General features: G+C 45.1%; 24 protein-coding genes. 4 read left to right on the forward strand and 20 right to left on the reverse strand.

The window, feature by feature from the left end; all coding sequences use genetic code 11:
* Nucleotides 1-49: 49 nt before the first annotated feature.
* Complete coding sequence (locus BLW49_RS06180; protein WP_090723726.1) at nt 50-991, reverse strand: DMT family transporter; 942 nt, start codon at nt 989-991, stop codon at nt 50-52.
* 131 nt (nt 992-1,122) lie between these two features.
* Between BLW49_RS06180 and BLW49_RS06185 the strand changes: the two genes are divergently transcribed.
* Entirely contained in the window at nt 1,123-2,673 is a 1,551-nt protein-coding gene (locus tag BLW49_RS06185) for an aminotransferase-like domain-containing protein (protein ID WP_177178658.1), read from the forward strand.
* A gap of 51 nt (nt 2,674-2,724) precedes the next feature.
* Here BLW49_RS06185 and BLW49_RS06190 read toward each other — a convergent pair whose 3' ends face one another.
* From BLW49_RS06190 to BLW49_RS06230, 9 genes are all read right to left on the reverse strand, one after another.
* The gene (locus BLW49_RS06190) at nt 2,725-3,504 is read right to left on the reverse strand and encodes an MBL fold metallo-hydrolase (RefSeq protein ID WP_090723729.1); all 780 of its coding nucleotides are present in this window, start codon (nt 3,502-3,504) and stop codon (nt 2,725-2,727) included.
* 44 nt (nt 3,505-3,548) lie between these two features.
* Complete coding sequence (locus BLW49_RS06195) at nt 3,549-3,995, reverse strand: hypothetical protein (protein ID WP_076311933.1); 447 nt, start codon at nt 3,993-3,995, stop codon at nt 3,549-3,551.
* Between the two features lie 245 nt (nt 3,996-4,240).
* On the reverse strand, nt 4,241-5,305 hold the full coding sequence (locus BLW49_RS06200; protein ID WP_090723731.1) for a sulfate/molybdate ABC transporter ATP-binding protein: 1,065 nt from the start codon (nt 5,303-5,305) through the stop codon (nt 4,241-4,243).
* Between the two features lie 299 nt (nt 5,306-5,604).
* Nucleotides 5,605-6,186 (reverse strand): TetR/AcrR family transcriptional regulator, encoded by a 582-nt coding sequence (locus BLW49_RS06205; protein WP_047912100.1) that lies wholly within the window; start codon nt 6,184-6,186, stop codon nt 5,605-5,607.
* A gap of 3 nt (nt 6,187-6,189) precedes the next feature.
* The gene (locus tag BLW49_RS06210) at nt 6,190-6,822 is read right to left on the reverse strand and encodes a YigZ family protein (protein WP_076311935.1); all 633 of its coding nucleotides are present in this window, start codon (nt 6,820-6,822) and stop codon (nt 6,190-6,192) included.
* 124 nt (nt 6,823-6,946) lie between these two features.
* Complete coding sequence (locus BLW49_RS06215) at nt 6,947-8,302, reverse strand: glucose-6-phosphate isomerase (RefSeq protein WP_076311936.1); 1,356 nt, start codon at nt 8,300-8,302, stop codon at nt 6,947-6,949.
* A 265-nt stretch (nt 8,303-8,567) separates the two neighbouring features.
* Nucleotides 8,568-10,619 carry a transketolase gene (gene tkt, locus BLW49_RS06220; protein WP_090723733.1) on the reverse strand — a complete coding sequence of 684 codons (2,052 nt, stop codon included), beginning with the start codon at nt 10,617-10,619 and terminating at the stop codon, nt 8,568-8,570.
* A 606-nt stretch (nt 10,620-11,225) separates the two neighbouring features.
* On the reverse strand, nt 11,226-12,122 hold the full coding sequence (gene purU, locus BLW49_RS06225) for a formyltetrahydrofolate deformylase (protein WP_076311938.1): 897 nt from the start codon (nt 12,120-12,122) through the stop codon (nt 11,226-11,228).
* 35 nt (nt 12,123-12,157) lie between these two features.
* Nucleotides 12,158-13,285 (reverse strand): deoxyribonuclease IV, encoded by a 1,128-nt coding sequence (locus BLW49_RS06230; protein ID WP_076311939.1) that lies wholly within the window; start codon nt 13,283-13,285, stop codon nt 12,158-12,160.
* Nucleotides 13,286-13,720: 435 nt separating this feature from the next.
* On the opposite strand from BLW49_RS06230, the gene BLW49_RS06235 reads away from it, so the two are divergent.
* Both BLW49_RS06235 and BLW49_RS06240 read left to right on the forward strand, forming a co-directional pair.
* Nucleotides 13,721-14,191 (forward strand): DUF2621 domain-containing protein, encoded by a 471-nt coding sequence (locus tag BLW49_RS06235; protein ID WP_090723734.1) that lies wholly within the window; start codon nt 13,721-13,723, stop codon nt 14,189-14,191.
* 200 nt (nt 14,192-14,391) lie between these two features.
* A complete protein-coding gene (locus BLW49_RS06240) occupies nt 14,392-15,294 on the forward strand; it encodes a TIGR01777 family oxidoreductase (protein WP_076311941.1) in 903 nt (300 codons plus the stop codon).
* Nucleotide 15,295: 1 nt separating this feature from the next.
* Here BLW49_RS06240 and BLW49_RS06245 read toward each other — a convergent pair whose 3' ends face one another.
* The 9 genes from BLW49_RS06245 to BLW49_RS06285 form a co-directional block, all read right to left on the reverse strand.
* Entirely contained in the window at nt 15,296-17,302 is a 2,007-nt protein-coding gene (locus BLW49_RS06245; RefSeq protein ID WP_076311942.1) for a DUF6382 domain-containing protein, read from the reverse strand.
* Nucleotides 17,303-17,382: 80 nt separating this feature from the next.
* Nucleotides 17,383-17,928 (reverse strand): A24 family peptidase, encoded by a 546-nt coding sequence (locus BLW49_RS06250; RefSeq protein WP_076311943.1) that lies wholly within the window; start codon nt 17,926-17,928, stop codon nt 17,383-17,385.
* Nucleotides 17,929-17,944: 16 nt separating this feature from the next.
* Nucleotides 17,945-19,027: a TadE/TadG family type IV pilus assembly protein gene (locus BLW49_RS06255; protein ID WP_090723735.1), complete on the reverse strand. Its 1,083-nt coding sequence runs from the start codon at nt 19,025-19,027 to the stop codon at nt 17,945-17,947.
* A 56-nt stretch (nt 19,028-19,083) separates the two neighbouring features.
* Nucleotides 19,084-21,300 carry a hypothetical protein gene (locus BLW49_RS06260; RefSeq protein ID WP_076311944.1) on the reverse strand — a complete coding sequence of 739 codons (2,217 nt, stop codon included), beginning with the start codon at nt 21,298-21,300 and terminating at the stop codon, nt 19,084-19,086.
* 2 nt (nt 21,301-21,302) lie between these two features.
* The gene (locus BLW49_RS06265) at nt 21,303-21,974 is read right to left on the reverse strand and encodes a TadE family protein (RefSeq protein WP_090723737.1); all 672 of its coding nucleotides are present in this window, start codon (nt 21,972-21,974) and stop codon (nt 21,303-21,305) included.
* Nucleotides 21,961-22,146, reverse strand: a complete 186-nt coding sequence (locus tag BLW49_RS06270; RefSeq protein WP_076311946.1) for a Flp1 family type IVb pilin — start codon at nt 22,144-22,146, stop codon at nt 21,961-21,963. The genes BLW49_RS06265 and BLW49_RS06270 overlap by 14 nt, the downstream gene beginning before the upstream one ends.
* Nucleotides 22,147-22,158: 12 nt before the next feature.
* Nucleotides 22,159-23,034 (reverse strand): type II secretion system F family protein, encoded by an 876-nt coding sequence (locus BLW49_RS06275; protein WP_090723739.1) that lies wholly within the window; start codon nt 23,032-23,034, stop codon nt 22,159-22,161.
* A 12-nt stretch (nt 23,035-23,046) separates the two neighbouring features.
* Entirely contained in the window at nt 23,047-23,841 is a 795-nt protein-coding gene (locus tag BLW49_RS06280) for a type II secretion system F family protein (RefSeq protein WP_076312588.1), read from the reverse strand.
* 8 nt (nt 23,842-23,849) lie between these two features.
* Nucleotides 23,850-24,188, reverse strand: coding sequence for a hypothetical protein (locus tag BLW49_RS06285; RefSeq protein WP_371264525.1), 339 nt, complete (start codon nt 24,186-24,188; stop codon nt 23,850-23,852).
* Nucleotides 24,189-24,829: 641 nt separating this feature from the next.
* Here BLW49_RS06285 and BLW49_RS06290 point away from each other — a divergent pair.
* Nucleotides 24,830-25,528: a pentapeptide repeat-containing protein gene (locus BLW49_RS06290; RefSeq protein WP_068779978.1), complete on the forward strand. Its 699-nt coding sequence runs from the start codon at nt 24,830-24,832 to the stop codon at nt 25,526-25,528.
* A gap of 600 nt (nt 25,529-26,128) precedes the next feature.
* Here the strand turns inward: BLW49_RS06290 and BLW49_RS06295 are convergent.
* A complete protein-coding gene (locus tag BLW49_RS06295) occupies nt 26,129-26,434 on the reverse strand; it encodes a hypothetical protein (RefSeq protein WP_068779977.1) in 306 nt (101 codons plus the stop codon).
* Between the last annotated feature and the right edge of the window lie 283 nt (nt 26,435-26,717).

Below are 26,717 nucleotides of genomic sequence, written 5' to 3' on the forward strand. Positions count from 1 at the left end.
ATATTTGCATTCTAATACTTTATCAGATGTCTCTAATTGTCATTCGTATTTATGTTGTCACACTGCTTCTGTCTGCTTCGTTTTTCCGCTGACTTCTAAGCTGGATCCACTCTGTTAATGTATGCCAATTCGCCATTATTAGGCCGCCAATGATGATCATCGACCCGATTGCCGTCAGTAGGGTTACATGCTCTCCATAAAATATCATTCCGACACCAAGGGCAATCATGGGAGAGATATAGAGCCAAGTCGAGGGAAACAGCGGTCCTGTCTTGGTCACCAGGAAATAAAACAGACTGTGTCCAATCATAGAGCCAAATATCGTCAAATAGAGAACAGAGCCCGCTGCCCCAGACGACAATAGCACATGCGGATCAGGCTGTTCTGTGATAAAGGATATGATCAGCAGCATAAGTCCGCCATACAGCATTTGAGCGGCGTTTACGGCAAGGGACGAATATTCGCTCAGTTTGGACCTCGTTGCTCCGGAATATACAGAGCCTGATGCATAGAACACCTCACCAATCAGCACCGCGCAGGCACCTGCAAGCCACATTCCCCCCGCCTGTATCGTCAGTTCGGGAACCAGGATAAGAATAACGCCGACAAATGCCGTCAAGCAGCCGAGTAAAGAGAGCGCTGAGGCTTTCTTTTTGAGAACCCATGTCTGAATTCCGATGATCATGATCGGGCCGGTAGCAGACAATACGGCAGCCACGCCTGAACTGATATATTGTTCTCCATAGTATAGCCCGGCAAAGGTCATAAAGGTTAAGCAGCTGCCTATAACCATTACTTCTTTACGCAGCAGCAGCTTAATGCTTGTTTTTCGTCTCCATAGACACCATATGAACAAGAGTGCTCCTGCAAGACAGAATCTCACTCCTGCCGCAAAAAACGGCGGAACCCCTGCATCATTTCCTATTTTGATCGCCAGAAAGGTCGTACCAAAAATTAAACACATGCTCATATAAGCAATTAATAAACGCATTCTACTTCAGCCTCCTCGTCTATTGCCACATTGTAAGCGAAGTGGAATAGAACAGAAGGCACAGAATAGAACAGTTGATGGTCATAATATCGTACAATGGAAGAAAGGCATCAGTGGATGAGGTGGATAAGATGAAAAGTAAACGCTCGGAGTTTCTCACAAAGGAACCATTATCACAGCAAGTATACGACTATGTTCATCTGAGAATTGAGCGGGGGGATTATGCTCCGAATGACCGGCTTCCTTCTGTGCGCTCGCTCGCAGAGCAGTTCGGCGTACATCGACTGACCGTATTTAAGTCGTATCAGCAGCTCGTTAAGGACCATTTTATATATGCTAAAGATCGATCAGGTTATTATGTGTGCCCACACCCTGCAGTGAAGCTGACCTCGCAACCGGATAAGACGTTTACGAATGCTATAGATTCGGGAGATGTCATCCATCTGCATCAGAAAAAAAATCAAGAACAGATACTTACAGCTCAGCCCCTGCACTCAGCCGCAAGCCAGCTGACCAAAGAGGACTCGCTTCCCTTCCTGTCACTGACCCGGCGAACCCATGTGTTATCAGCACTCCATCAGCAGGACGTGCAGTATCAGTTCTCCAAGGCCCTGATTGACCCCTCTCTGCTTCCCAATACGTATATGTCGGAGTATGTCAAACAGGTGTTTGATATGTATCCCAAGCTGCTCGGCACCTATTCCACGGTTCAAGGGGACTTCCAGCTCCGTAAGGTCATGGCAGAATACTTTAACGCACGTCACCATATGTCCTTGTCACCAGAGGATATTCTCGTCACGTCCGGAGCCACGCAGGCCATTGATCTGGCCGCACGGATGCTGATTAAGCCAGGCGATGTCGTTCTCGTCGAGAGACCCACTTACAGTACGGCTATTGATATTTTTCGGCAGGCTGGTGCACGCATCGTCACGGTAGAGATGCGGCCAGACGGATATGATATGGAGCAGCTTGAGCATACCATTGTAGAATCACGCCCGCGGCTTATGTATGTGAACCCGACTTATCATAACCCGACGGGATATGTTCTCCCAGAGGAGAAGCGTAAACTGCTCATAGAGCTTGCTGAACAGTACCAGTTCATTATTGCAGAAGATGATACGACGTATGATATGTATTTTGCAGATGAGCCTCCTCCTCCGATCTACAGCTATGATACGGAAGGGGTCGTCATGTACATTCGCAGCTTCAGCAAGTATGTAGCCCCAGGTCTTCGCATTGCCTTCGTGTTATGCAAGCCATGGCTCATGAAGGAAGCGCTGACTCTCAAATCCCTGACAGACGGCGGTTCTCCGCTGCTCGGCCAGAAAATTTTTGAGCACTACTTCACTTCCTCCCGTATGCAGACCCATATGGAGAAGCTGCGAATTGCGCTTAGCTTGCGAAAAGAGAAGATGGAGCAAATGCTGACAGCGGCCGACTGGCAGTGGATCAGCCCGGAAGGGGGACTCGACCTGTGGGTTCAGCTTCCTGCTCATATGAATGCAATCGCCCTGCTTGAGAAGAGCCTTGAACAGTCAGTTGCCTTTGTCCCAGGTCCCTTCTGCGATCCACTTCCGCAAGGCTCAGAAGCTTATATCCGGCTCAGCTATTGTTATACGAGCGAGAAACAGATTGAAGAGGGAATGGAGCGACTGCTGATCGCATACGCGAATCTTCTCTAGCAGCAGGGCTACTATACCGAATCGTAAGCGCGGTGGCTGGATCGAGCTTCTTCACGATAAAATATGTGTCATTCCTATCTCGGCAAGTGTGATGTCCGGCATAAGATCATACTTCTGCCGGAGATCCACATCATGAGACATATGAGTGAAGATGGTTTGCTTCGGTTTTATCTGCCGAAGCAGCTCCTGTGCTTCCAGCATGTCATATACAGAACGAGTATGGAACTCCGCCAGCTCATGATAAAAGCTTGTCCCGAGCACTAACAGATCCAGATGATAGAGCTGCTGCCTTTCCTGTTCATTCAGATTGATGGAATCCGAGCAATAAACCCAGCGGTAACCATCCTTCTCGAGGCGGTATGCGTAGGAATAACCATTCTTTCCATGGTTGACCTTCCAGGTCCGGATCTGATAGCCGGCGAGCTCAACACCTGAATCGCAGGGCTGCATTTTGATATGCCGAGACAGCCAGGGAAACTGTGACTGGATCGTTTCAAGTACCTCCTGCGGGGCGTACATCTCCCCTTTTTCCCCGAGCCACCTGCAGGCATCTGCCCATTCAGGCAGTCCACCGATATGATCAAAGTGAGGATGCGTAACCAGCATCGTTCGCAGCTGACGCTTGCCCAGCAGCTCCATCTGGTGCACGAAATCCGGACCGCCGTCAATCATGAACTCTCCATCTGATCCATGCACCAGCACTGAGGAACGGTATCTGCGGTTGATTCCCGTTGTCCTCGCCTCCATACATACCTCACAGTCACAGTATAGCCTTGGAACTCCCATCGCATCTCCTGTGCCCAGGAACGTTAGTTTATCTGGTATCGTCATATACTGTCATGTCCTTTCTGCCGATGCATAAGCTTTATCTCTTATCACATTCCCCGGAGCCTTAAAGTCAGCTCTTTATGACCGTCTGCCGTATCTTTCTCATCTGCTATATGCCAATTGGACGCAAGCGCTTTTCTAAGCTTCTCTGCCTGCTCTCCAGTAAGGATAAGCCCGTCTACAAGACCCTCCGCTGCATTAAAATCAATTCCTGGCTTCAGATCAAATGTAATCGCAATCCAATTTTTAAGTCCATTGTTGGTATTGAACGTGATGCGATACCCTTCCTGAACGGCCCGCTCAAGCTCCTCCCCGTGCTCCTTCGCATACGAGAGAAAAGTCTCGTAAGTATAATGTTCACGTTCTGCTTGGCTAAAAGCCGCCAGATCCCCGGTGCGTATCGCTGCTAGTACGTCTTCGTCTGTAACGCCGTAATGACGCGCATTCTCCAATAGGATTGCGGAATATTGAGACAATTTAACTTGATCTGTCATGGTTGATGCACCTCTGAATTATGTCGTAAATGATGCCGTACATTTAATTTATTGCATACTGGATTTCTATCCTATTATAAAATGACTGAGGGCTTATTATAAAGCTTCAGCCATGACTTCCAGCATTCTTGAATAAAAAGCAAAGACGAATCGTTGCCAATTGAACAAAATAAAACCCTGTACGCATCATACGTCAGGGTATAAGAACAGCTTGCTATCTGATTGATATCCTAGCAGAGTGATGTCTAGATCGTTATCGGCATTGGATCACGCTTCAAACTATTTTCCACCATCCAGTTGTCCTGATCATTAAACAGATATGCTCGATGCACAAGCACACGAACCTCCTGGCCAACGGAGAGGGTCTCTTTCTCAAGAGAACGATAAGTAATCAGCCGATGCTTGCCTACCGTGACTTCGACAAGCCACTCGCTCCCACGGAAATGAAGTGCTCTTACAACGCCTTTCTCCGTGGCAGATAGAAGTGTGAACTCATTCTCTTTGCCCACTTCGATATATTCAGGACGAATGAGAGCCTTCGCGTCATTCGAAACAGCCTCGATATCAAACCCTTTCAGTTCACGCGCATGCTCGACAATAGTGGACTCTCCGATAAACGAAGCGACGAATGGTGTTTCCGGGCGCTTGTAAATATCCCAAGGTGTTCCCTTCTGCTCCAATGCCCCTTGATTAATGATCATGATCTCATCCGCTACTTCTATAGCCTCATCCTGGTCGTGAGTAACAAAGATCGAAGTGATTCCAACCCGCTCAATCAGTTCACGCAGCCATGAACGGAGCTCCTGTCTGATCTTCGCATCAATCGCCGCAAAAGGCTCATCAAGCAGCAGCAGCTGCGGCTCAGGCGCCAGCGCTCTTGCAAAGGCAACACGCTGTCTCTGTCCCCCGGATAATTGATGAGGATAACGCTTCTCAAAGCCGCTTAGGCCTGTAAGCTCTACAAGCTCCATCACCCGATCATGAATCTGTGCCTTCGATTGCTTTTTGACCTTAAGTCCAAACGCAATATTCTCAAACACGGTCATATGTTTAAACAGCGCATAGCTCTGAAAAACAAAGCCGATTCCCCGTTCCTGTGGAGGAAGGTCGTTAACGAGCTGTCCATGGAAACGGATTTCACCTGCGTCCGGATGCTCAAGACCGGCTAATATGCGCAAGATCGAAGTTTTACCTCCACCACTCGGTCCAAGCAAACCGATGAGATGACCTTTTTCAATATCAAAGGAAACATCCTTAACCGCATGGAAATTCCCAAAATGTTTGTTCAACCCACGGACTTCAACATGCATATTTCCCCATCCCCCAATATATTCCCTAGAAAATCGCTAGGAATTACTTTATTTGATACTTTACCAAATATAAGGGGATTACGTCAATCATTTAAAGTTGATAATTAGGCGAGACAAGCACTTTCACCTTTTACCGTTATGACAATGCAACGTTATGACATTTCACCGCTCTGAAGTGTGTAAGCGTGAATAGGCCTTATTATTTTATTTATTGACTTATTTCACAGATAGTGAGGCGGCTCAACTGTATAATATAGATTGCATAACGGCTGCCTTTGCCACAATGATGATCACCATGACTAAATTCTGTTGCACATAATTTTAACGTGGGAAATGGCTTCTTGTCTTACGTCCTCGAATGGAGAACGATCTTGAATATAATAAGAAATGAATCCGTGAATAGATAAAAACATACTGTGAGGTAATTTCAGCTTTTGTTCCGGCGTATATTCCTGATCATTCATATGATAGCGGATAATGGTTGCGAATAACTCATAACATCGGTTCTGTTCTGCTCGGCAATAGGCCAGCAGCTCTTCATCCCGAATCATAAACATAATTTCGTACTGATAAGGATTCTCCAGTCCAAACCGGATAAATTCCATCATGACATGCTCAGGCTTAGACAATCCTTCACTTGATTCTCTAGCCATGGCTTGCAGCAGCATCTGCCCCAGATGATTGAAATCCTCAATCACAATCGCGTAAAACAGTTCTGCTTTTTCCTTGAAGTGATAGTATAAAGAACCATGACTGTACCCTAGATGCTGTCCTATACTACGCATGGATATTGAACGATAGCCCTTTGTCACGAATAGATGCCTCGCCGCTTCCAATATTCGTTCCCTTGACAACTCCTGTTCCACTGCTCTTCTAGCCATATCTTATTCCCCTTCAATAAAATAAAGCTGCTGTCCCTCCGTGATTACAGATTGACCTTGTGTTAAATCGATCACAAAATCTTTAAAATGCTCTGCTTCACTATCGACCGGAAGACATGTCAGCCTGACTTTGTCAGTAAATGTTGTTTCACCCATCCGAGTCTCTCTGCCTCTAAGCTCGTTCTCCACTTTTCCTAGCCACGTGTAATCAATCTCTACAAATACTTCGCGATGCAGCACCTTCGTAATGGCTTCACCGGCTTCAATGGCAGCAACCGCACCGTCTGTATAAGCACGAATAAGGCCGCCTGCACCAAGCATGATTCCGCCAAAATATCGAGTCACAACGATGGCGACATTCTTAAGCCCCTGGTTTTTGATCACCTCCAGTATAGGTTTACCTGCCGTTCCGCTTGGTTCGCCGTCATCGGACTGCTTCTGAATCTCATCACGCTCACCGATCATATAAGCAGAACAGTTATGCGTGGCATTCCAATGCTTTTTCTTGATCTCTTCGATAAATGAAACTGCTTCCTCCTCGGTCTCCACCGGCTTGATATGGCCAATGAACCGCGATTTCTTGATCACAATTTCCTTATCTCCCGGCATTCGAACCGTACGGTAACGCTCAATCATCATTTCTACTACCTTTCTGCTAGCACAACTAGATTTATATTTTTAAGAAAGCAGCTCATCCAAATGCGGGTGAACTGCTTTCTTAGTTAAACACGTAAATTACATATATGTCTGATACGCTTAATTATTCAGACAGTCTTGCTTCAAGCTTCGCTTTTTCTTCTTCATATCCAGGCTTGCCAAGCAGAGCAAACATGTTCTTCTTGTAAGCTTCAACCCCTGGCTGATCAAATGGATTTACGCCAAGCAGGTAACCGCTGATGCCGCAAGCTTTTTCAAAGAAGTATACCAGATATCCGAACGAATATGGAGTCATATCTGGAATATTTACGATAAGATTCGGTACTTGTCCGTCTGTATGCGCAAGAAGTGTTCCTTGGAACGCTTTTTTGTTAACGAAGTCCATCGTTTTGCCTTCCAGGAAGTTCAGTCCATCCAGATCATCCGGATCGGATTCAATTGTAATATGGCTCGGAACCTCTTCGACTTGAATAACCGTTTCGAAGATATTACGGCTTCCTTCCTGGATAAATTGGCCCATGGAGTGAAGATCTGTAGAGAAGTCAACAGAAGCAGGATAGATTCCTTTGAAATCCTTCCCTTCGCTCTCGCCGTACAGCTGTTTCCACCACTCGGATACGAAATGCAGGGACGGCTCGTAGTTGACGAGAATCTCTGTGCCTTTACCTTTACGGTACAGTGCATTACGAACAGCAGCATATTGATAGCTTTGGTTCTCGGCAACGTTCGGATTGCTGTACTCTTTCGAAGCGTCTGCAGCACCTTGCATCATTTCTTCAATATTAATACCCGCTGTAGCAATCGGAAGAAGTCCTACCGCAGTAAGAACCGAGTAACGGCCGCCTACATCGTCTGGAATGATAAAGGACTCATAGCCTTCCTCAGTTGCGAGCTTCTTGAGTGCACCCTTCGCTTGGTCTGTCGTTGCATAGATCCGTTTGCGAGCTTCTTCTTTGCCATATTTCTTCTCAAGCGCTGCGCGGAAGATACGGAAAGCGATTGCCGGTTCCGTTGTCGTACCGGATTTGGAAATGACGTTCACGGAGAAGTCTTTGCCTTCGATAAGCTCAAGCAAATGGTTGACATATGTAGAGCTGATATTGTTACCTGCGAAATAAATCTCAGGAGTTTTGCGTTTCTCTTTTGGCAGCTCATTATAGAAGGAATGGGACAGCATTTCGATTGCTGCGCGTGCACCCAGGTAAGAACCGCCTATTCCGATAACGATCAGCACCTCAGAGTCGCTTTGAATCTTCGCAGCTGCTTTTTGAATACGAGAGAATTCCTCTTTATCATAATTGGTTGGCAGGTCGATCCAGCCAAGATAATCGGACCCTGCACCTGTCCCGTTATGAAGCTGTTCATGTGCAAGACGAATTGGCTCGGCGAAATAATCCACCTCATGCTGCCCAACAAATTCAAGTGCTTTACTGTAATCAAACGTTACTTTTTTTGCCATGATTATAATTACCTCCCTATAAAGTTGATTCCTAAGTAAACCATGAAATCTAAGCCAAGGAACAACTTATGACTTAGAATACTGTAAATTGTATAAGCTGGCAAGTTAACAGGCATCCAGCATTCTGCAACGAATGAAGCCTATGACAGGGCTGGAGCTGTGACGCCTACATGACAATAGTCACGTTATTTTAAAAAGGGTAAAGCTGCCGAATGGGCAGCTTTACCTATTTACTTAAGCTCTTGTTGTGTCAGCTTGTTGTCAATTACAGCAACGCTTTGATGCGGCTGACTACATTCTCAACAGTGAAGCCATATTCTTTAATTACGCGATCGCCAGGCGCAGATGCACCGAATGTAGAGATTCCGAGGATATCCCCAGCGTCGCCAACATATTTCTCCCAGCCCATTGGATGAGCCATTTCAATTGCAAGACGAGCTTTAACATCCGGAAGAATAACGGATTCTTTGTAAGCTTTGTCTTGTTTCTCGAACAGATCCCAGCTAGGCATACTGATAACACGTACGGAAATGCCTTCTTCGGCAAGTGCTTCTTGTGCTTTCACTGCAAGCTGAACTTCGGAACCTGTAGCAATGATTTGTGCAACAGCTTTACCGTCTTTTGCCTCGGATACAACGTACGCTCCGCGCTTGATTCCTTCACGAGCAGCGTCTGCTGTTCCAGCAAGGATCGGCAGGTTTTGACGAGTCAATACCAGAGCTACCGGATTTTTCTTGTTCTCTACAGCATAAGCCCAAGCTGCAGAAGTTTCGTTTCCGTCAGCAGGACGAATCACAGTCAGGTTAGGGATAATACGCAGGGAAGCAAGCTGCTCGATCGGCTCATGCGTAGGACCATCTTCACCAACAGCGATACTGTCATGTGTCAGAACATAAGTTACAGGCAGATTCATAATTGCAGACAAGCGTACAGCTGGACGCAGGTAGTCTGTAAATACGAAGAACGTACCTCCGAACACTTTAACGCCGCCATGCAGTGCCATACCGTTCATTGCTGCTGCCATACCGAACTCACGTACACCGAAGTAGATGTTGCGGCCGGAGTAGTCTGCAGGTGTGAACTGTGCAATGTTGTTCAGGTGTGTCATTGTAGAGCTCTCCAGGTCAGCAGATCCGCCTGTGAGGTTAAGAACATTTGGAGCCAGTCCGTTCAGTGCATTACCGGAAGCAACGCGAGTGGACACTGCCTTGTCTTCAGCACTGTATTTAGGAAGGTCGCGATCCCATCCTTCTGGAAGCTCGCCAGCTACTGCTGTTTCGAACTGAGCTGCAAGCTCAGGGTATGCTTTTTTGTACTCAGCGAACTTCGCATCCCATGCTTTGTTCGTTTCAATACCGCGCTCTTTAACTTGTGCGAAATGAGCACGAACTTCGTCTGGAACGAAGAAATCTTCTTCGTATACCCATTTGTAGAAATCTTTAGTCAGCTTCGCTTCCTCAGCTCCAAGTGGAGAACCGTGAGTACCGCCATGACCGCCTTTACCTTGTTTGTTCGGGCTGCCGTAACCGATAACCGTCTTCACTTCAATCAGCGTTGGACGGCTGAGATCCGCTTGAGCTTCCTTGATTGCTTTTTCTACCGCAGGCAGATCGTTTCCGTCTTCTACGCGAAGAACTTGCCAGCCGTATCCTTCAAAGCGTTTTTGTACGCTTTCTGAGAAGGAAAGGTTCAGTTCACCATCAAGGGAGATGTCGTTGGAATCGTACAAGACTACAAGCTTGCCGAGCTTCAGGTGAGACGCCAGGGATGCTGCTTCATGAGAAACGCCTTCCATGAGGTCGCCGTCGCCGCAGATCGCATAAGTAAAGTGGTCTACGATATCAAATTTATCTTTGTTATAAGTCGCACCCAGCTGAGCTTCAGCCATTGCCATACCTACTGCCATTGCAATACCTTGTCCAAGCGGACCTGTAGTCGCGTCAACACCCGCAGTGTGACCGAACTCAGGGTGACCTGGAGTCAAGCTTCCCCATTGACGGAATTGCTTGATTTCTTCCATAGGAAGGTCATATCCGCTCAGGTGCAGCAGGCTGTATAGCAGCATGGAGCCATGTCCTGCAGACAGCACAAAACGGTCACGGTTGATCCAAGTTGGATTAGCAGGGTTATGATTCATTGTTTTTGCAAACAATTGATAACCCATAGGGGCAGAACCCATTGGCATACCCGGATGACCGGATTTGGCTTTCTCGATTGCGTCAATCGCTAGAGTACGTACTGTAGTAATAGACAAGTTATCGATTGTCGAATTTTCATCCTTGTGAATGCTTTGTTCTTTGGTTTGTTGATCAGTCATTTTTTGTCCTCCTCATAATCTCAAAAAAGATGTCAGGATAAGCAAACGGACTTACGCTCAGGCGACTTAAAACTTAACTTAAAATGACAAACGAGTTGATTTAAAGCAAGTTAATCCGCTTGAATGTTTCAATTTGACTTATTCGTTTGCTATTGTATCACTTCACGTCCTGTTTTTCCATACCGTTCTTCACATCCAATAAATTTCATCTTCCACACATCGACAAAAGTATCTCCTTTTTGGAGAAAAGCATACCTGATTGAATGGATTACAGCGGATAAAAGAATAGGCAATCAAGAATAGCAAACTTTTAGATAAGCATTAGGCATAAGCTCTTATTAAGAGACTTCACTTCTACATTATCTGACTTTTATTAAATCAAGACAAACTCCGCGTAAAAGAATCCATTTCGTGACCTTTAATCAGCTGAAACAAGACAAAAATCTCTGGGGCGCAAACCGTTTTGGTTCGCAAACACAAACCGTTTCGGGTCACATAGCAAAAAAAATCGCCGCGGCTCACGACACCGGGCGATTCTCTATACCATTTCGATCTATATACTCTTATTTGAAAAAATCAAGGCATTATGAATTCGGTTCAACTTCATTAAAATACAACTGTCTTGTTCTCATGAACGAGAATACGATCCTCTACATGCCATTTTACAGCTCTCGCAAGGACAACTCGCTCAATATTGCGACCGATTCGCTTCAGTTCAGGAACATCATCCCGATGGCTCACACGTTCAACGTCCTGTTCAATGATCGGTCCTCCATCCAGCTCTTCCGTTACGTAATGCGCTGTAGCACCGATCAGCTTAACTCCCCGTTTGTAAGCTTGGGCATAAGGCTTGCCGCCGACAAATGCAGGCAGGAAGGAATGATGAATATTGATGATGCGATTGCGGAAATGCTCGATAAATGTTGGCGAAATGATCTGCATATAACGGGCAAGAATAATGACATCGATGTCGGCGCCGATCACTTCAAGCTGGCGTTGTTCGGCTTCTTTTTTGGTATCCGGTGTGACCGGAATATGATGATAAGGAATACCGAAGGATTCCACATAATCCTTCATATCTAAATGATTGCTTACAACCAGCGCAATGTCAGCATCCAGATCACCGGCTTGCCATTGCCAGAGAAGCTCTACCAGACAATGATCCTCTTTGGACACGAAGATCGCCAGCTTTTTCCTGCGGCTCACGCTGGAGATTTTCCATTCCATTTTGAACTGGGAAGCAATGGCTCCAAAGTCAGACTCTAGCTGCGGAAGACGATCCTTCAGCTCAGACAGATCGAATTCTACGCGCATGAAGAACATGCCGCCATCCGGGTCCATTGAATATTGATCAGATTGAACGATGTTTGCTCCATGCTCGAATAGAAATTTGGAGACTGCTGCCACGATTCCCGGAGCATCCGGACAAGAAATCAGCATTCGAGCACGATCCGGGTGTTCGTGTGCCGGGTGTGCTGGTACGTTTTTAGTATGAATATCCATTGTAGAAAAATTCTCCCCCTTGATATAAGTGACTCCTATGCTTTGACCATAGCTTCCTTGCCTGCGAGCCAGGCAATCAGGCGATGATTGAGTGCCTCTTCAGACAGCTCAGGGAACAGATCCGCACCTGCAGCAAGATCATATAGACGCTCCAGCGGTTCCCGCGGGTCAGCCTTCTTGGCTTTGGCATCATTCTTAAGCACAGTCCATGTGTCTAGAATAAAGCTGCGTGAATGAATGTCCTGTCCGCTGAAGAAATGCTCCAGCTTCTCCACATCTCCCCAAAAAGCTTCGCCAAATCGTTCTGTTACATTGCCGCGAAGCAGTGCAATTTCCGCTTCATACATCGGACGCTGCGTCTTCGCATCTTTACCGATCCACGGCGTTTCAAGAATGAACGGACGGCCAGCAAGCAGCTCATGATGCACGATACGATGAATAGTATCATAGCCAATCCAGCCAGAGCCGATCGGAGCATGCCTGTCCTTCCGCGCACCTGTAGGGTTCTTGCTGTCGTTGATGTGCACTACAGCGATTCGATCTAATCCTACTGTGCGGTCAAACTGCTCAAGCACACCATCCAGATCATTCACGATATCATAGCCTGCATCATGAATATGGCAAGTATCCATACATATGGTCAACCGCTCGTTATGCTCAACTTTGTCAATAATTTGTGCAATCTCTTCGAAGCTGCGGCCCATCTCTGTGCCTTTGCCCGCCATCGTTTCCAGGGCAATGTTGACATCCGTTTCACGCACGCCGTTCAGCACCTCGTTCAAGCCTTCGGCAATACGCTGAATACCATATTCTGCATCCTTGTCTGTAAAAGCACCCGGGTGAAGAACAATGTTCTTTACCCCGATCGCGTGGGTACGACGAATCTCTTCCTGCAGAAAGCTGACCGCAAGCTCATAAGTATTGTCCTTGTATGAGCCCAGGTTAATAATGTATGGTGCATGGACTACAATTTCCTCGAAGCCTCCGCTAAGCATGGCTTGCTTGCCTTCTTCGATAAACATTGTCTCCATTGGTTTACGGCGTGTATTTTGCGGAGCTCCTGTATATATCATGAACGATGAAGAACCGTAGCTAGCCGCTTCTTCCGTTGCTGTCAGCAGACCCTTGCCAGAAAAGGAAACATGGGAACCTATTTTAAGCATCGTAATTTACTTCCCCCTATAATTTAGGATTTAGGATGATCGTGCACTATTTCAGTTAATAGAATGAACACAAGTTGTGTATCCACAGATTATTGCTTATTGTAACTTGATTAAGGAGGTCAAGCAATATCATCAAGAATGGAAAGTGCTCGAAGAAGCTATCGAAAAAGAGTCCTATGTGCGCTATAATTTCTATAACAGGACATTTTTTACAATAAATCTTCGGTATTGTCTCATGAAAAGTTCATTTACCTGAATCTATTTCACAATACTTTGACTGCTCTTATGTAGAATTGATATCTGCCTTTTTTGATGAGTTATGAAATGGATTCACATATTTATGTCATTTTAAACCTGCTAGCTTTATTTTATATCGTGTTCGATCTCATTTCTGCGGCCTGTCTCTTATTCTATTAAAAGTTAGAGGTGAAGCATATGGACATTCTCTTGTTAAATAATTTGTTAACACGGTCTGCCCCCAGCAACTGGTTCATGAACTCCATTGCATTTTGGACCTTTGTCCTGTTAGGTTCTATGGTTATTGGCGGATTTTTTATGTTTCGCAAATTTCTGAAGGTGCTTCCAAAGGCAGACGGTAAATCTAAGCTGGACTGGCAGAACCACTGGGTCGAGTCAAGCCGGCACTTGTGGACAGAGGATGCCAAGGCATTCTTGGACGAGCTGGTCCAGCCGGTTCCAGGCCCCTTCCGGGATATCGCGAAGCACTCGATTGCCGCCGAGATTGGAAAGATCGCTTTGGAGAGCGGTGCTTCCGAAGTTACTCGAGATCACTGCATCAAGGGATATATTGTGGCGACACCTTCCAGAGACAATAAATTTCTGGTTCATTTTCTCGACAAGAAGAAGATCGATTATCAGCCATACAAACATTTAATGAATAAATAAAGTGTGAGCAATAATTATGGAGATTACATGAAATTTTCATTCATCTACACGCTTGTTGGTTCATTTTAATGGAATAAGGTAATATTTCTTAAACAACCGTCAGCCTCTGTATAAGGTTGTCTTGGGTTTATTAGCAATGAGTCCAAGGGAACCCTGATGCAGAGGTTTGTCTTTTTTCTATGTCAGGGGGACGAAAGGCCATGAAGTATGCAATCAGTGGAGGAACAGGATTCATAGGAAGCCATCTCGCCAATCTATGGCAAGAACAAGGCCATCAGGTTATGATCATTACCCGTAATGCTGATAAGGCAAGAGATTCTGCGAACCGTGGAATTTCTTATGTCACTTGGGAGCAGATCAAAAAGGACCCCAGCACACTGGAGTCCTTGGACGGAGTCGTTAATTTGGCCGGAGAAAGTCTGAACCAGCGCTGGACCGACAAAGCCAAGCAGAGGATTCTTCAGTCTCGACTGGATTCGGTTCACCAATTGGCTGATGTGTTAGATCGATTGGAATACAAGCCGAAGGTTATCGTGCAATCCTCCGCGATCGGCATATATGGAACCTCAGATACAGAAATATATACGGAAGCCTCCTTAATTGAGCCTGTAGATTTCTTATCTGAGGTGTGCGTTCAATGGGAGAATGCAGCCAAACAGAGATTGAACTATTCCAGATTAGTTATTGTAAGAACCGGTCTTGTGTTAGGCAGTAAAGGCGCCTTTCCACTCATGCAGCTTCCGTATAAGCTAGGCGTAGGCGGACCGATTGGCAGTGGAAGACAGTACATGTCCTGGATTCATATTGCGGATATGGTGCGATTGATTGATTTTGCGGTTCAGCAGGAGCAAGTTTCCGGCCCACTGAATGCTACCACTCCTCATCCGGTCAACAATGATGAGTTCGGCAAAATGATCGGGCAAGTTCTCCATCGGCCCCACTGGTTCCCTGTGCCTTCCTTTGTACTAAAGACAGTCCTGGGTGAAATGTCTGTCCTTATACTTAAAGGACAGAAAGTCCTGCCAGAGAAGGCACAGAATTACCAGTTTACATTCAAATATCCCGAGCTCTCTGAGGCCATTACGCATGAGTTACGAGGTTAACTTAGCTGGAATTTTTATGATGCGACATCCTCAGATGAAAAGTATACTTTGCCCTGGCTATTACGAAGCTGTCTCCATCTTGGAGAATGTATTCTTTGTAGGGGACCATTGCTTCATCCTGAAAAAGAGTCCCGTTCACTGAATTTAAATCTTTGAGGACGTAACCTGAATCCGATCTGCTAATCTCTACATGAGCACGGGAAGCACCTGTTCCTGCTTCGACATAGCTTGCGACGTCATTAGACCTTCCGATAATGAAGCTGCCTCTGCCAACAGGGATTGTGTCTACATTCCCTTCTGGTGAGCAGCGTTCCAGATAAGCTATACTTTCATTCGACGTACTTGAGCCTGCCGCCTCCTGCCCCATCTCAGATAAAAGTACCGTGGCTTGTACTTTTGCGGCAGAGAGGATCTGGGTGTTATGCTTCAGCGAATCATAGTAGCTGGTATCAGAGCCTTCACTAGCTTCTTCTACAGCTACATTTAAATGATCCATCGCGGTTTGATGCACATTGAATTGGCTATGAATTGTGTCTTTCGAAGTTTCAAATAATGCCGGCTCATTCGCTAATGCATTCACAGGCCCGAGGCCGGCATCCGCTACCAGACTTCCCCCCTTATTCCATCGCCACCACTCGCGAGAGTCCCCCTTCTTCTTAACGGCAAACCAGTCCTTTGATGCTGATCTTGTGGACGAAGGATCTCCTGTATCGACCTCTGAAGATTTTACTGTAAATGGCAGACGAATCCCTTTAGCAAATAAATAAGCCAGAAGGATGAATACGATGGTAATCAACGTACATAGGATTAATCCCGTAGAAGTGGGCCGATCCATGTAAATAAACCTCCAAACAACCGATGAAGCGAGCAGACAACCAAGCCAGTAGTACATTGGATTCACAGGCTTCTTCACCTCATCCACGTCTGATATTGAGAACGGATCGTTATCCTTCTCTTCATAGGCTGGCGTATCAAATGCTGCAAAAATAGAGCCACCTGCAGCTAGCGAACCATCCAAAGGCAGCCTCATATCCTGCTCATTTGAACTAGCAGACTTATGTGCCTGCATCTTCTCCCGCTGCTCAAATGCATGGTCCTGTGGATCATGTGACTGTTTAGGCAGTGCAAAAGCATGATCAGTATGTTGAAATAGAGCATTAAGATGCTCTGATTGAGAATTTCCTTGATGTGACACTATAGTGTGTGACATTGGACGTATTTCTCGCAGGCTCTGTGCTTGTGGGGCTTGCCCTTTAGCGCTCCGTGTATGTGAGCCGTGTGTCGACTCTAGTCTGCTTGCTTCAGAGCCCTGACCTTGGTAGCCGCTTGCTTGTCGTACTGAAGAAATGCTTGCTCTTGCCGAATAATGATCAGCTGCTTGAAAGCTCTGTAAATTACGCATGTCATGCACTTGAGATGTGCCGCCTAACGAATGCTCTGTCATCAATTCAAGCAGCAGCTCGTTTAATGCAGACAGGCTAAAATGATCAGCGGCACATAATTGCAGCACATTTTGCAGTCCGTTCCCCTTTAATTCTGTAACATAAGGCATTAATCTAACGATCAGCTGGTACAGCTGTTCGGAGACCTTCTCCTGATCAGGCTGTGCTTGAAAGGGCACATAGCAAATCTTGATCTTCCCCTCTTCCAGTTCACCTTCCATAAACATATAATCCTCATGCAGCAGGAATTGACGTTCATCCAGCATGTACAAACGACTGTCGATCAAAGTATGCGTGATCTGTAACAGCAAATGATAAAATGCAGAAAGTGTTACCCTTTCACTTTTCACCAAGTGAGAGAGCATTTTACGTCCTGTAATATCATAGCTGAATGTGATCGTGCCATCGATATCTCTAATCTGCATTCTCAAGTGACCTGGAATCTCGTTATGCATGATCATGTTTACTTGAACCTGGCTCAAGTCGCTGCTTGCCATGCCTCCCTGCTTCTCTACGATCATTAACACTCTATCATTATGTATAAAATCTCTGGATAGCCCCTTCATGGCACCTCTCCTTCATTTCCGCTGAGCATTTTGATGTGTATACCCTTTATTTAAGAGCTAAAGGTATGATGAAATTAATTCTAGTAATGAAAACTTTGTATATAAGCAATGATTGCGCCGGGAAGTACAGCAAGCATAAAGGGAAATCGAAGCGATGCCTCCGCCCTGTTGGTCTTTATAACGCCAGCGTTTTCCGTCTTGCCGTCATAAACGGACCGCTTATATTTCTGTCCGAACATTAAGAAGTCGAGGCTTCTTCTCATTCTGATTACAAATTCTCTTCTCCACATCAAGATCAGAAAACCAATAGCGCCAGATATAAGGATGGAATACAGCATGACTTGCATTGTGAACAAGACCCCCGTCCATGCTCCTATACCTCCAAAAATCTTAACATCTCCTGCCCCTACCGCACCTAGAACGTACAATATCATCATGAGTCCGAAGCCCGCTCCAAAGCCAATAGCCGCCGTGCTAAAGCCTGCAAGGCCTCCCATGATTATATGTACGATCAAGCCGCTCAGTATTGAAGATATCGTCAATATATTAGGTATCCGCATTGACCGAATATCCGTTATAAACGCCGCAATAACAAAACCTCCGCAAGCGATGTAAGCGATCTCCATTGCTAATCCTCTCTTATCATGATCTCTTGACAACATCAAACATAACTTCAATTCTTGCACCGTCACTAGTTTCGATCACAAATGGCCATGTCCCAGGTGTTGTTCTCGTTCCTACAAACCATGTCCATTCCACGTATCCATTCTCGTCCGCTGTAGCCCAGCCCACATGCTGCGCTGTACTTTCTCCTGTCTTGTAAAAGACAGATAGGTTGGCTGAGGCGCCCGGTGTTATTTTGGCACGTATCGTCGCTTGACCGGCTACATAAGCGGGATTCGGCTTGGCAATAATCTCTACACTGCCTTTAGTACCGCTATCCCCATTCGTCCCCTTATTCTCTTCGTCTGTAGCTCCAATCCAGACCCTTTCCGTTGCACCTGCTTGAACCCTCAAGCTCTTATTCAGAAAAGGAACTTTGATCGGTAATTCGTAGGTAAGCTCTATACCAAAATAAGGATTGGACTTGTCCTGAAGATTAGGAATATCTACTCCATTCACATGCAGAGAATCGTATTCCAGTATCGTATTCTCAATTACCGGTTGAATTAATGGTTTAATAACTGGATCTAGAACTGCCTCCGATATGGAAGTCTGGAGATGATCCAGCGGCTCTTGTCCACTGGAAGCGGCCATGGAAGCCCATGATCCGATCGGGTCAGGCAGCGTGGCTGCATATTCAGTCACCCAATCCGTCAATGACAGCTTGGGCATGAGTCCTTCGGTAGTTGAGTCTCCGGGCAGAACCTCTCCTAAGCCTGAATCTACTGAGCCTGCAGATTCGATGGCAATGGCTACAGGATAGATATGTGATGATATTTTTTTGACAGTCTCGGAAGCTGCTGTCTGCAATGCGGTTGAGAACAATGTCATCTGAACAAAGTAGATCAAGAACACAATAAAAAATATAAAAACAGGTAGAACTAAAGAAGCTTCAACAACAATGCTGCCTCGGTCATTTCTGTCTTGATCATTTCTGTCTTGATCATTTCTGTCTTGATCGTAACTGCTTTGATCGTCACTGAGTTGATCCTTTCCAACACGCTGGACAATATCATCCTCGGGTTTCAGCTTAGACCCTCGACTCTTCCATGCATTTATCATAATCGTCAAACCCCTAATTCCTATGGTTATGAAGCAGTTATGAAGCAGCGATTAAGTTAATAAGCATAGTCTGACTGGAGTGAAACGTAAATGTGTCCATCCTCTATTCGATCGGCGCTGCCACTCACGGTTCCTAGTGCGCTCATTATGCCAGGCAGAAACCACAGCCTCATTTTCATTTCAGCCTGGCTAGCTGCATACGTGTAAGTCTTGTTAAGGTCGATCTTGGTGTTCAGACGAATAATCGCACTCATACGAGACAGCTTCTTATCGTTATTGCTGTGTGCCAATAAAAACAATCGAAGATGATCTCTATATGTAATGGAGATCTGCTTCGCATACTTGGACAGCTCTACTCGACCATCGTCCGCCATCTTTTGCATATCAGCGAGGGCTTCCGTCAGACCATGCAGAATAGCTTTGGATAATACGAGCAGTGGATTTCCAAGCTTGCTGTTCTCCACCAGTCCCTCCATTGTTCTAATCGCTAGCCGAATCGTAAATACCTCGGTATAAGCAGCGACTATATTCCCGTATGCATTGTGAAATCCATAAATGATGTACTCCAGCTCCTGACTTTCCGGAAGAAAAAACGTTTCTGGGCTCATCGTGCTATTATTCATATTACTGCCAGCAATCAACGATAAATTTACTGATTTGAAGTAATGCATAGCGTACTCATTCTGATAAAGCTCATCACTTATTACATCAAGGAGATTCGACATTCCTCCGAATAATTGATCCATATCTGCCATCGCTTCACCTCCGGCATCATAGGGATCCGTTGCAATTTGCTTCTCTGAAGAATCTGCGCCGCTTGCCTGGTTCTGATTAAAGCTAATGTTTTCGTTATAATATCCTTCCAGCTGCTTGAATTGCTCTGTCGCCTTCTCAATTCCGGCTGTAGCCACCAGAAGCTTGATTCTGTTCTGTGCTTCCTTCAGTTTCTGTTCTGACTGCTTGTCCACCTTCGCTCTTTCCTTGTCTGCGGAATGGTAATCGTCGATCTGCTTCGCTGCCTGATCAATCACATTTCCTCCGCCGGCTGCAGTATACCTCGTGATATATTGCTGGATTTGACGGTTCGCAGTCAGGACATACTGTCTTTTACGATGAGATTCTCCATCGCTCAGTTGACTAATTGAGGTGGCGGAGGTAGAAATCGCTTGGTGAGCCGTCTTATAATCTCCTAGCTGGTCGGCATGACTACTTATAAACTCAGTGAACTCCGAGTCCTTCCGGACTAACTGGTCCGTCTGCTTACGAAGATCATCACCGAAGCTGCCAACACCGGAGGGTGAAGCTCCTGCTCCCGGTGTCTTGGCCTTGCCAACTTTATCGTAAGCGGCATTAGCGGCTCTCATCTCACCTTCTTTAATGACCTGCTTCATCTGTTCATTTATACTCTTGGCTTCTTCGATTCGATCATTCGCTTGACTTAACGCCTGCTCATGTTTATTGAGAGCTTCCTGATTCTCACGATTAATACTTGTCACAATCCGATTCACATCTGATCGATATTCGCTGAGCTCAAATATATAGATTCGGTCAAGCGGTTCTCTGGCCTCATCTTCCATGTATTTTGAGTAATAATCACGGTATTTTGCTGCGGCATCCGCTGCGCTTCTCATAGTCCCTCCCAGCGGACTGTCACTAAAGTAAGTACTTGGCGGATCCATCACCAATTCGGCCAAGGTTAGAGCCGTTTTTGCGGCTTCCCTCCGTTTATGGATAGCCTCTTCAAGCAGACGTTCACGCTTGTCATACAGCTTCTGGAGCTTCCGCAGGACATCCACCGAATGCGCAGCCTGCTTCATTTCAGCTGATAACGGTTTGAATCTGGACACGGCCTCCACCATGAAGTCTACCGGTGCCTTATATTTCATCTCCTCTTGAATTTGCTGATTGAAGTTCTCGAATTGTCCAAGCTCCCGCTCAAGAGAAAGTCCAGATTGAACCACCTCCATACCGATTAAAGGAAACCCTTCCGCATGCGGTGTAGGCTTCGTACTGTCATTTAATACTTTCGCAAGAACATAGTCCCCCTGCTCCCCCTCATGTGCGAACAGTCCGTATCTTTGCTGAAGCTCTGGAATATAAGAGGACATCACGGACCGAGCCGCAGCATGTGCTAGTCTCTCAGCCTGTACTTTCATCGCAGCAATCCGGGCATAATCAACAAATACAGCAACAAACAAGAACACGACGGCAAGAACCATTGCCAAAAATATAGTCACCGCTCCGGACTCAGATTCACCTCGTCTAAACAACATGTTCACATCCCAGCAAATTTTTGCAAAACCTGTGCGATCTCCGAAGGATCACCTGGTGTACCCATCCCTGAAAATCTCGCTCCGTAATACCGCATAAGCTCGACATTTCGAATGAATTCATCAGGTTCTACAACCGTGGATTTGCCTGAATGTTGTATCCGTGGATCACCTGAGAATAAAAAATCGAGCATAGGCAGCCTCACATTTTGGTTCAGCTTGGTCCACACTTGACGGTCGAGCATCTGATTCGCGTATTCCATCTGACCACTGTACAACACAGGCAGAGCTGCACCCGATTGACTCAGCTTCTTCATTGGCAGCTCTTCACTTTCAGCTCCTCCAGGGAGCTCCATTGTTGTAATTTGACCACCGCTGGCTGAACCGAATAGCGTGCCAATCATATGATCGTCAGCAAAACGCCAATACAGAGGATCGGTTTCCCCTTCCGGGTAGGATCCAGTCTTAGCGTCCTTATGACTGTTATCCCAGCTGTATGAGGCACGTTCTGACGCTGCTGAAGCATACTGCAGAAGTGCTGATTTCTGGTACAGCAGCACACAAAAAAACATGAGTACACATAACGACAACAGAATGACGGGAAATACGAGAGAAGCTTCAATCGTGAAGCTCCCCTCCTCTCCTTTCAGATGGCCGCTGCCTTTAGAAGAATTCATTACTTTTGCTCGTAACACTCTCAAGCAAATTCTCAACCAAAGCCTGAATCTGATCCTTAAAAATAAGAGCTACGATCAAGATCACACCTATAATGAGGATCATCTCAAGTGTCCCTAGCCCATCCTCTTCGTTCCAAAAATCTGTCAGTTTGCGCTTGAATAATGCTAACATTATCGTATCCCCCTATAAATTCATCATCATAAATGACGGAGCTCCAACCATAACAACAATGACCAAAAAGATCACCACCATTGGAAATACAAGCTTGGAAGAAGCTTGTTCACCACGTGTTCTGCTGAGTGATTTACGCTTGTCCCACAGCACTCTGGATAGATCACGGAGCGAGAGGACAAAATCTCCCCCGCCTCGTCTAAAATTGAGAAGTACGGTCGTGGTAAATATGGAAACCTCCTGCACTCCACAACGTTTGCTAAACTGCTCAAATGCCTGTTGAAAAGAGTACCCGTTGTTCCACTCTCCCACCATCTGACCCAGCTCGATATAGAGCGGGTGAGCAGATCCTTTCTTTCGTTCCGTGCAATGTAAAATCGCTCTTTGCACCGTTTCGCCGGCGCTAACGAGCAGGACAATTTTGTTCAGAAATTCTGGAAGCTCCATTAAGATATCCTGCTCCCGCAGCTTAACCTTGTGATGCAGATCCTTCATTTGGGCAAACGGAATTACGCCTGCAAGCAATGCTCCGGCGATGAGACCCAAAGGATCTCCCTCCAGCACTAGAGTGAGGAGAGCCCCAGCGATCAGAGACAGCCAGCTATAAACGAGCATTTCAGCAATGAACAGCAAGGTCTTCTCATTGCTATGCTTCAGTCCATAGACTCTTTGTACCGAGTGCTGTATCCGGTACACCAGCATGGGCAGCTTTCTGGTTAACTGCAGCTTCTCTATCAAATCTAGAAAAGGAGCATGAAGTCTTCGAAACCGCATACCTTGCATTTCAATAGAATCCAATACGCGGTATCTCGAGCCTGCCCGTTTGTTAAAGATAATCCAGCCTAGAGCGAGTACAACGACAGTAAGAACACTGCATACAATAATCATGGTTCAATCTCCCTACACTCTTACATCCATAATTCGCTGAACCCAGATGAAGCAGCCAAATAGAATAAGAAGTGCAATACTCGATATGATATATCCAGCCCCGGTATAGAGTGGTGTCAGGAAATCAGGTGAAGTCAGACTTAAAAAAATCAAAAATAAGAAGGGTGCTGCAAACATGGCCTTGGATTCAAACTTCTTCTGCGAAATAGTTACAGCGATTTCCTGCTTGATATCCAGCTTCTCTCCGATGACGGATGAGGTTCGGCGCACAACTTCAACCAAGTCACCGCCCGTACGTTTGCAAGTAACAAATACATCTGCGAAATTCGTGATATCCTCCATCTGGGCCCGGTCAGCGAAATCTCTTAACGCATCTTCAATAGGCTCGCCGTATTCCATTCTAGTACATATGATCATCAGCTCTTTAATAAGATCGTGATCTGCTTGAGGGTCCAGCATTCGTAGATCATGCACCGCCTCGCGAAAGGCATTCTCAACTGACTTCCCTGCGGCAAGAGATGAGGATAAGGAATACAGCGCCTGTTTAAAATGAAGACTAAGCGCCTCTCTTCTCTTGTTGAGCAGATAGACATTATAGTATTTCGGTGTGAGAAGAGCTGCGGATGACAGGAGCAAACCGAGAGCCCAGTGATGGTAAAACAGATAGCCTATCCCGAAAAACAGAACTGCACTTGCCGCGATACAGCCAGCTCTCTGTCGATAGGACAGATTGTGCTCCATATAGCGCGGAAGCTTCTGATGAGCCGAAGCATTCGCCGTCTTCGCTGTCACCCTCGCGGCTCCCATTTGATGATTCAAGAGTTCCTCACCTCATTCTCTGCCTCAAGAGAAGGTTCTTGAATTCCTGCTGCCTTGAGTTTATCTTGATGGACAAGCACTCCAGCCGAACGTGCAAGCTGGCCTATAATATGTCCATCTACTTCATTCTGCTCCTGGAAACGGTACAAACAATTCAGCTGTATTTCCCCATCCTTCAAGCCAACAACCTCACTAATCTCTGTCACTCGTCTAGAGCGGTCCCTGAGACGTGATAGATGAATAACAATATCAATGGCAGATGCGATCTGCTGTCTAACAACTGCAACGGGTAAGTCAGCTCCGCTGAGCACCATCGTTTCCAGTCGTAAGATCATATCCGGAATACTGTTTGCATGGCCCGTGGACAGTGACCTATCATGGGTATTATGGTATTCATATAAGATTCGACAATCTGGAAGCATCTTCAGGCATACAAAAATAGAATGCACAACTTTGTTATACCCCCGTCCTGTTATGTTTCTTTAAAATAATAATTTTTTTCGTCATGATATTAAAAAAAGCACCCTCAGGCGCTCAGATACTATGCCACTACATATTTCTTAGATTGCTCATAAGTTGAAGAATATCTGACAGTAACAAATAAACTAATAAAAGAATCGACCTAGCAGTCTCCCAATTCTTTACCTTTTCAAACCTGCGCATGTATCCCGTCCCTAATATGTCCTTTAGGAAGAGTAGGGACAGAAAACCTATACCTTCTATAGCATTGGCCGGAATCGTGTAGGTTCTGGACATGAATCATATTCTGAGTGAAGTATGGCTCAATGCTTTTAATTTGTTATACTGCTGCCAAAATGATCTTTGCAGATAGACTTGCCAAAGTTCCAGGTTTACCATAAAATCAACACATTACAAGCGTAATACTATTAACCAACAGGCAATCAACAACATCATTTAACTCGCCCTTATAAAATTAGCCAAACTGTCTACACAAAAATGTGCGGAGGATCAGTTAATGGGAAGAGGAAAATCAGATAGAAAGAGAAAACAAGCTTCAAAGAGAAAACAGAAAAGAAAAGCGGGTAAGATTATCAGATTTGTTTTGGCTAACTCAAAAGTAAAATACAGAGGATGTAGCAATAAATATGCGTATCAGACCAACATACACAATCTTATATATAAAGATGCTAATTTCCAAAATGTAAACTACAGGGCCTCTATCATTACAAAGTGTAATTTTCGCAATGCTAATTTGGAGGGTGTTGAATTTATATATACTAACCTTAGAGGGTCCAGCTTTAAAGGAGCTAAATTAACAGATGTCATTTTCTTTGGATGTAATTTGAAAGATGTTGACTTTGAGAAAGCATCTTTTGATAATGTTCACTTTATAAATTCAAATATAAGAGAAGCAAGAAATCTCGATCCCGATGCTAATGTAAGAATTATGTCAAAATATCCCGAATTACGGCTTGAGTTTGAATTGGCAAAGATTCTTTATGATCTTTCAAGCGATGAAAATGTCTATAAATATCACACCCTGCATGTAAATAAAAAGAAATTTAATATGTGGTTCATATCTTTGTTATTACAAGGCTATTCTCAAGCGCAACTAACTCGTGGTCTTCGAGCAATACTACGCAGAGAAAATAAAAGAGGGTTTTACACTGTTTATAGCTATAAAAAATTCTTGAAAAGCTACCTGAAAGTGTGATTAAATAAGATTGCCCTGCCTCGGAAAATGCCATACGTTGAATGAGGGCTATGGAACGTGGCAAGTATTCAGGGGGGGATGTCTATGATAAATAACTGGCTAGCATGTATTTCGTTTGTCGGATTCTTGTTGGGAGTGTTTGTCAATAACGTCCTACCTCGATTACTCGAGGTATTAAATTTGTAAATAACAAAAAAAGCTGAGCCGGTGCTGAAAAAAATAGCATCGGCTTCATCGTATCCTGGAATCTCTCCGAAATAAAAAAGATGATGAAGAACTAAGTCATAGCAATCTGGTTATCGGTGTCATGTAACAAGTACACGCCTCTAAGGCGTACTGAAAATCTGCTAACCACGTGTGTTTTCTCAATCTAGCCCCTGAAAAGCTCCTACCGTGAACGACAATAGCACTACTCCGAACAATCCGACTGCAATTACTTCTTCCTCAAAAACTCCACCATCCCTATTCGACATATTATGTAAATCAGCTTATCATGATATTAATATTTTCAAATATTCTACAATGAATTAAGTTTCACCCTACAGAAGCAAGATAAATTAACGGACGTCGAAGATTAAACTCCGACGCCCAAGTTTTCAATTAACTCAATCCACTTTTTTTAGCAGGGTGAATAGTAGAGTGTAACAAGTTTAAGTGAAATTTAATGTTATCTATAATTCTTATAGAGTGATTTATATAATGTATCAGTTGCTCTTCTCGTTCTTCCAATTTGTCTGCCCGTTCTTTTTCTAACTGATATTCTTGTCTTAAATCGTAGTTAATCATTTCCACTTCTGCACGTTTCTCTTGTTCTTCTCTTGCGAATTCAAGCCAATATATCAATGCAGCATCAATAGGTTCTGTCTTAGCTCGTTCCATGTCCTTATTCCAGTCTCTCTGATTCATGATAAACTCCCTTCAATTTATCGTCTTCTTCTCTGGCGGATAAAGTAGTTTCTGCTTGACCAACCTTCTCAGCCACCACGGAAACTCAGTCCAGTCCGATAGACGAAGTGAGTTGCGCTGAGTGACTTTCGGTCAACATCAACACTTGTTGTCCAGAGACTTTGCACGATTATCCCGTTTGATCAGGTAGCAGAGAGAAAGACAAGTTTGGGAGAAAAAATATTTGGTGGAGAAGCAGATAGGTTCGAGATAATTTAGACGGGCTTAGGAGAAGAAATCAGGT

The organism is Paenibacillus sp. PDC88, from assembly GCF_900106725.1.
Classification (GTDB): Bacteria; Bacillota; Bacilli; order Paenibacillales; family Paenibacillaceae; genus Paenibacillus; species Paenibacillus shunpengii.

Coding starts and splice junctions, on each gene's coding strand:
- BLW49_RS06180 (WP_090723726.1), bottom strand. CDS start 991: ATGCGTTTATTAATTGCTTATATGAGCATGTGTTTAATTTTTGGTACG.
- BLW49_RS06185 (WP_177178658.1), top strand. CDS start 1,123: ATGAAAAGTAAACGCTCGGAGTTTCTCACAAAGGAACCATTATCACAG.
- BLW49_RS06190 (WP_090723729.1), bottom strand. CDS start 3,504: ATGACGATACCAGATAAACTAACGTTCCTGGGCACAGGAGATGCGATG.
- BLW49_RS06195 (WP_076311933.1), bottom strand. CDS start 3,995: ATGACAGATCAAGTTAAATTGTCTCAATATTCCGCAATCCTATTGGAG.
- BLW49_RS06200 (WP_090723731.1), bottom strand. CDS start 5,305: ATGCATGTTGAAGTCCGTGGGTTGAACAAACATTTTGGGAATTTCCAT.
- BLW49_RS06205 (WP_047912100.1), bottom strand. CDS start 6,186: ATGGCTAGAAGAGCAGTGGAACAGGAGTTGTCAAGGGAACGAATATTG.
- BLW49_RS06210 (WP_076311935.1), bottom strand. CDS start 6,822: ATGATTGAGCGTTACCGTACGGTTCGAATGCCGGGAGATAAGGAAATT.
- BLW49_RS06215 (WP_076311936.1), bottom strand. CDS start 8,302: ATGGCAAAAAAAGTAACGTTTGATTACAGTAAAGCACTTGAATTTGTT.
- tkt (WP_090723733.1), bottom strand. CDS start 10,619: ATGACTGATCAACAAACCAAAGAACAAAGCATTCACAAGGATGAAAAT.
- purU (WP_076311938.1), bottom strand. CDS start 12,122: ATGGATATTCATACTAAAAACGTACCAGCACACCCGGCACACGAACAC.
- BLW49_RS06230 (WP_076311939.1), bottom strand. CDS start 13,285: ATGCTTAAAATAGGTTCCCATGTTTCCTTTTCTGGCAAGGGTCTGCTG.
- BLW49_RS06235 (WP_090723734.1), top strand. CDS start 13,721: ATGGACATTCTCTTGTTAAATAATTTGTTAACACGGTCTGCCCCCAGC.
- BLW49_RS06240 (WP_076311941.1), top strand. CDS start 14,392: ATGAAGTATGCAATCAGTGGAGGAACAGGATTCATAGGAAGCCATCTC.
- BLW49_RS06245 (WP_076311942.1), bottom strand. CDS start 17,302: ATGAAGGGGCTATCCAGAGATTTTATACATAATGATAGAGTGTTAATG.
- BLW49_RS06250 (WP_076311943.1), bottom strand. CDS start 17,928: ATGGAGATCGCTTACATCGCTTGCGGAGGTTTTGTTATTGCGGCGTTT.
- BLW49_RS06255 (WP_090723735.1), bottom strand. CDS start 19,027: ATGATAAATGCATGGAAGAGTCGAGGGTCTAAGCTGAAACCCGAGGAT.
- BLW49_RS06260 (WP_076311944.1), bottom strand. CDS start 21,300: ATGTTGTTTAGACGAGGTGAATCTGAGTCCGGAGCGGTGACTATATTT.
- BLW49_RS06265 (WP_090723737.1), bottom strand. CDS start 21,974: ATGAATTCTTCTAAAGGCAGCGGCCATCTGAAAGGAGAGGAGGGGAGC.
- BLW49_RS06270 (WP_076311946.1), bottom strand. CDS start 22,146: ATGTTAGCATTATTCAAGCGCAAACTGACAGATTTTTGGAACGAAGAG.
- BLW49_RS06275 (WP_090723739.1), bottom strand. CDS start 23,034: ATGATTATTGTATGCAGTGTTCTTACTGTCGTTGTACTCGCTCTAGGC.
- BLW49_RS06280 (WP_076312588.1), bottom strand. CDS start 23,841: ATGGGAGCCGCGAGGGTGACAGCGAAGACGGCGAATGCTTCGGCTCAT.
- BLW49_RS06285 (WP_371264525.1), bottom strand. CDS start 24,188: ATGATCTTACGACTGGAAACGATGGTGCTCAGCGGAGCTGACTTACCC.
- BLW49_RS06290 (WP_068779978.1), top strand. CDS start 24,830: ATGGGAAGAGGAAAATCAGATAGAAAGAGAAAACAAGCTTCAAAGAGA.
- BLW49_RS06295 (WP_068779977.1), bottom strand. CDS start 26,434: ATGAATCAGAGAGACTGGAATAAGGACATGGAACGAGCTAAGACAGAA.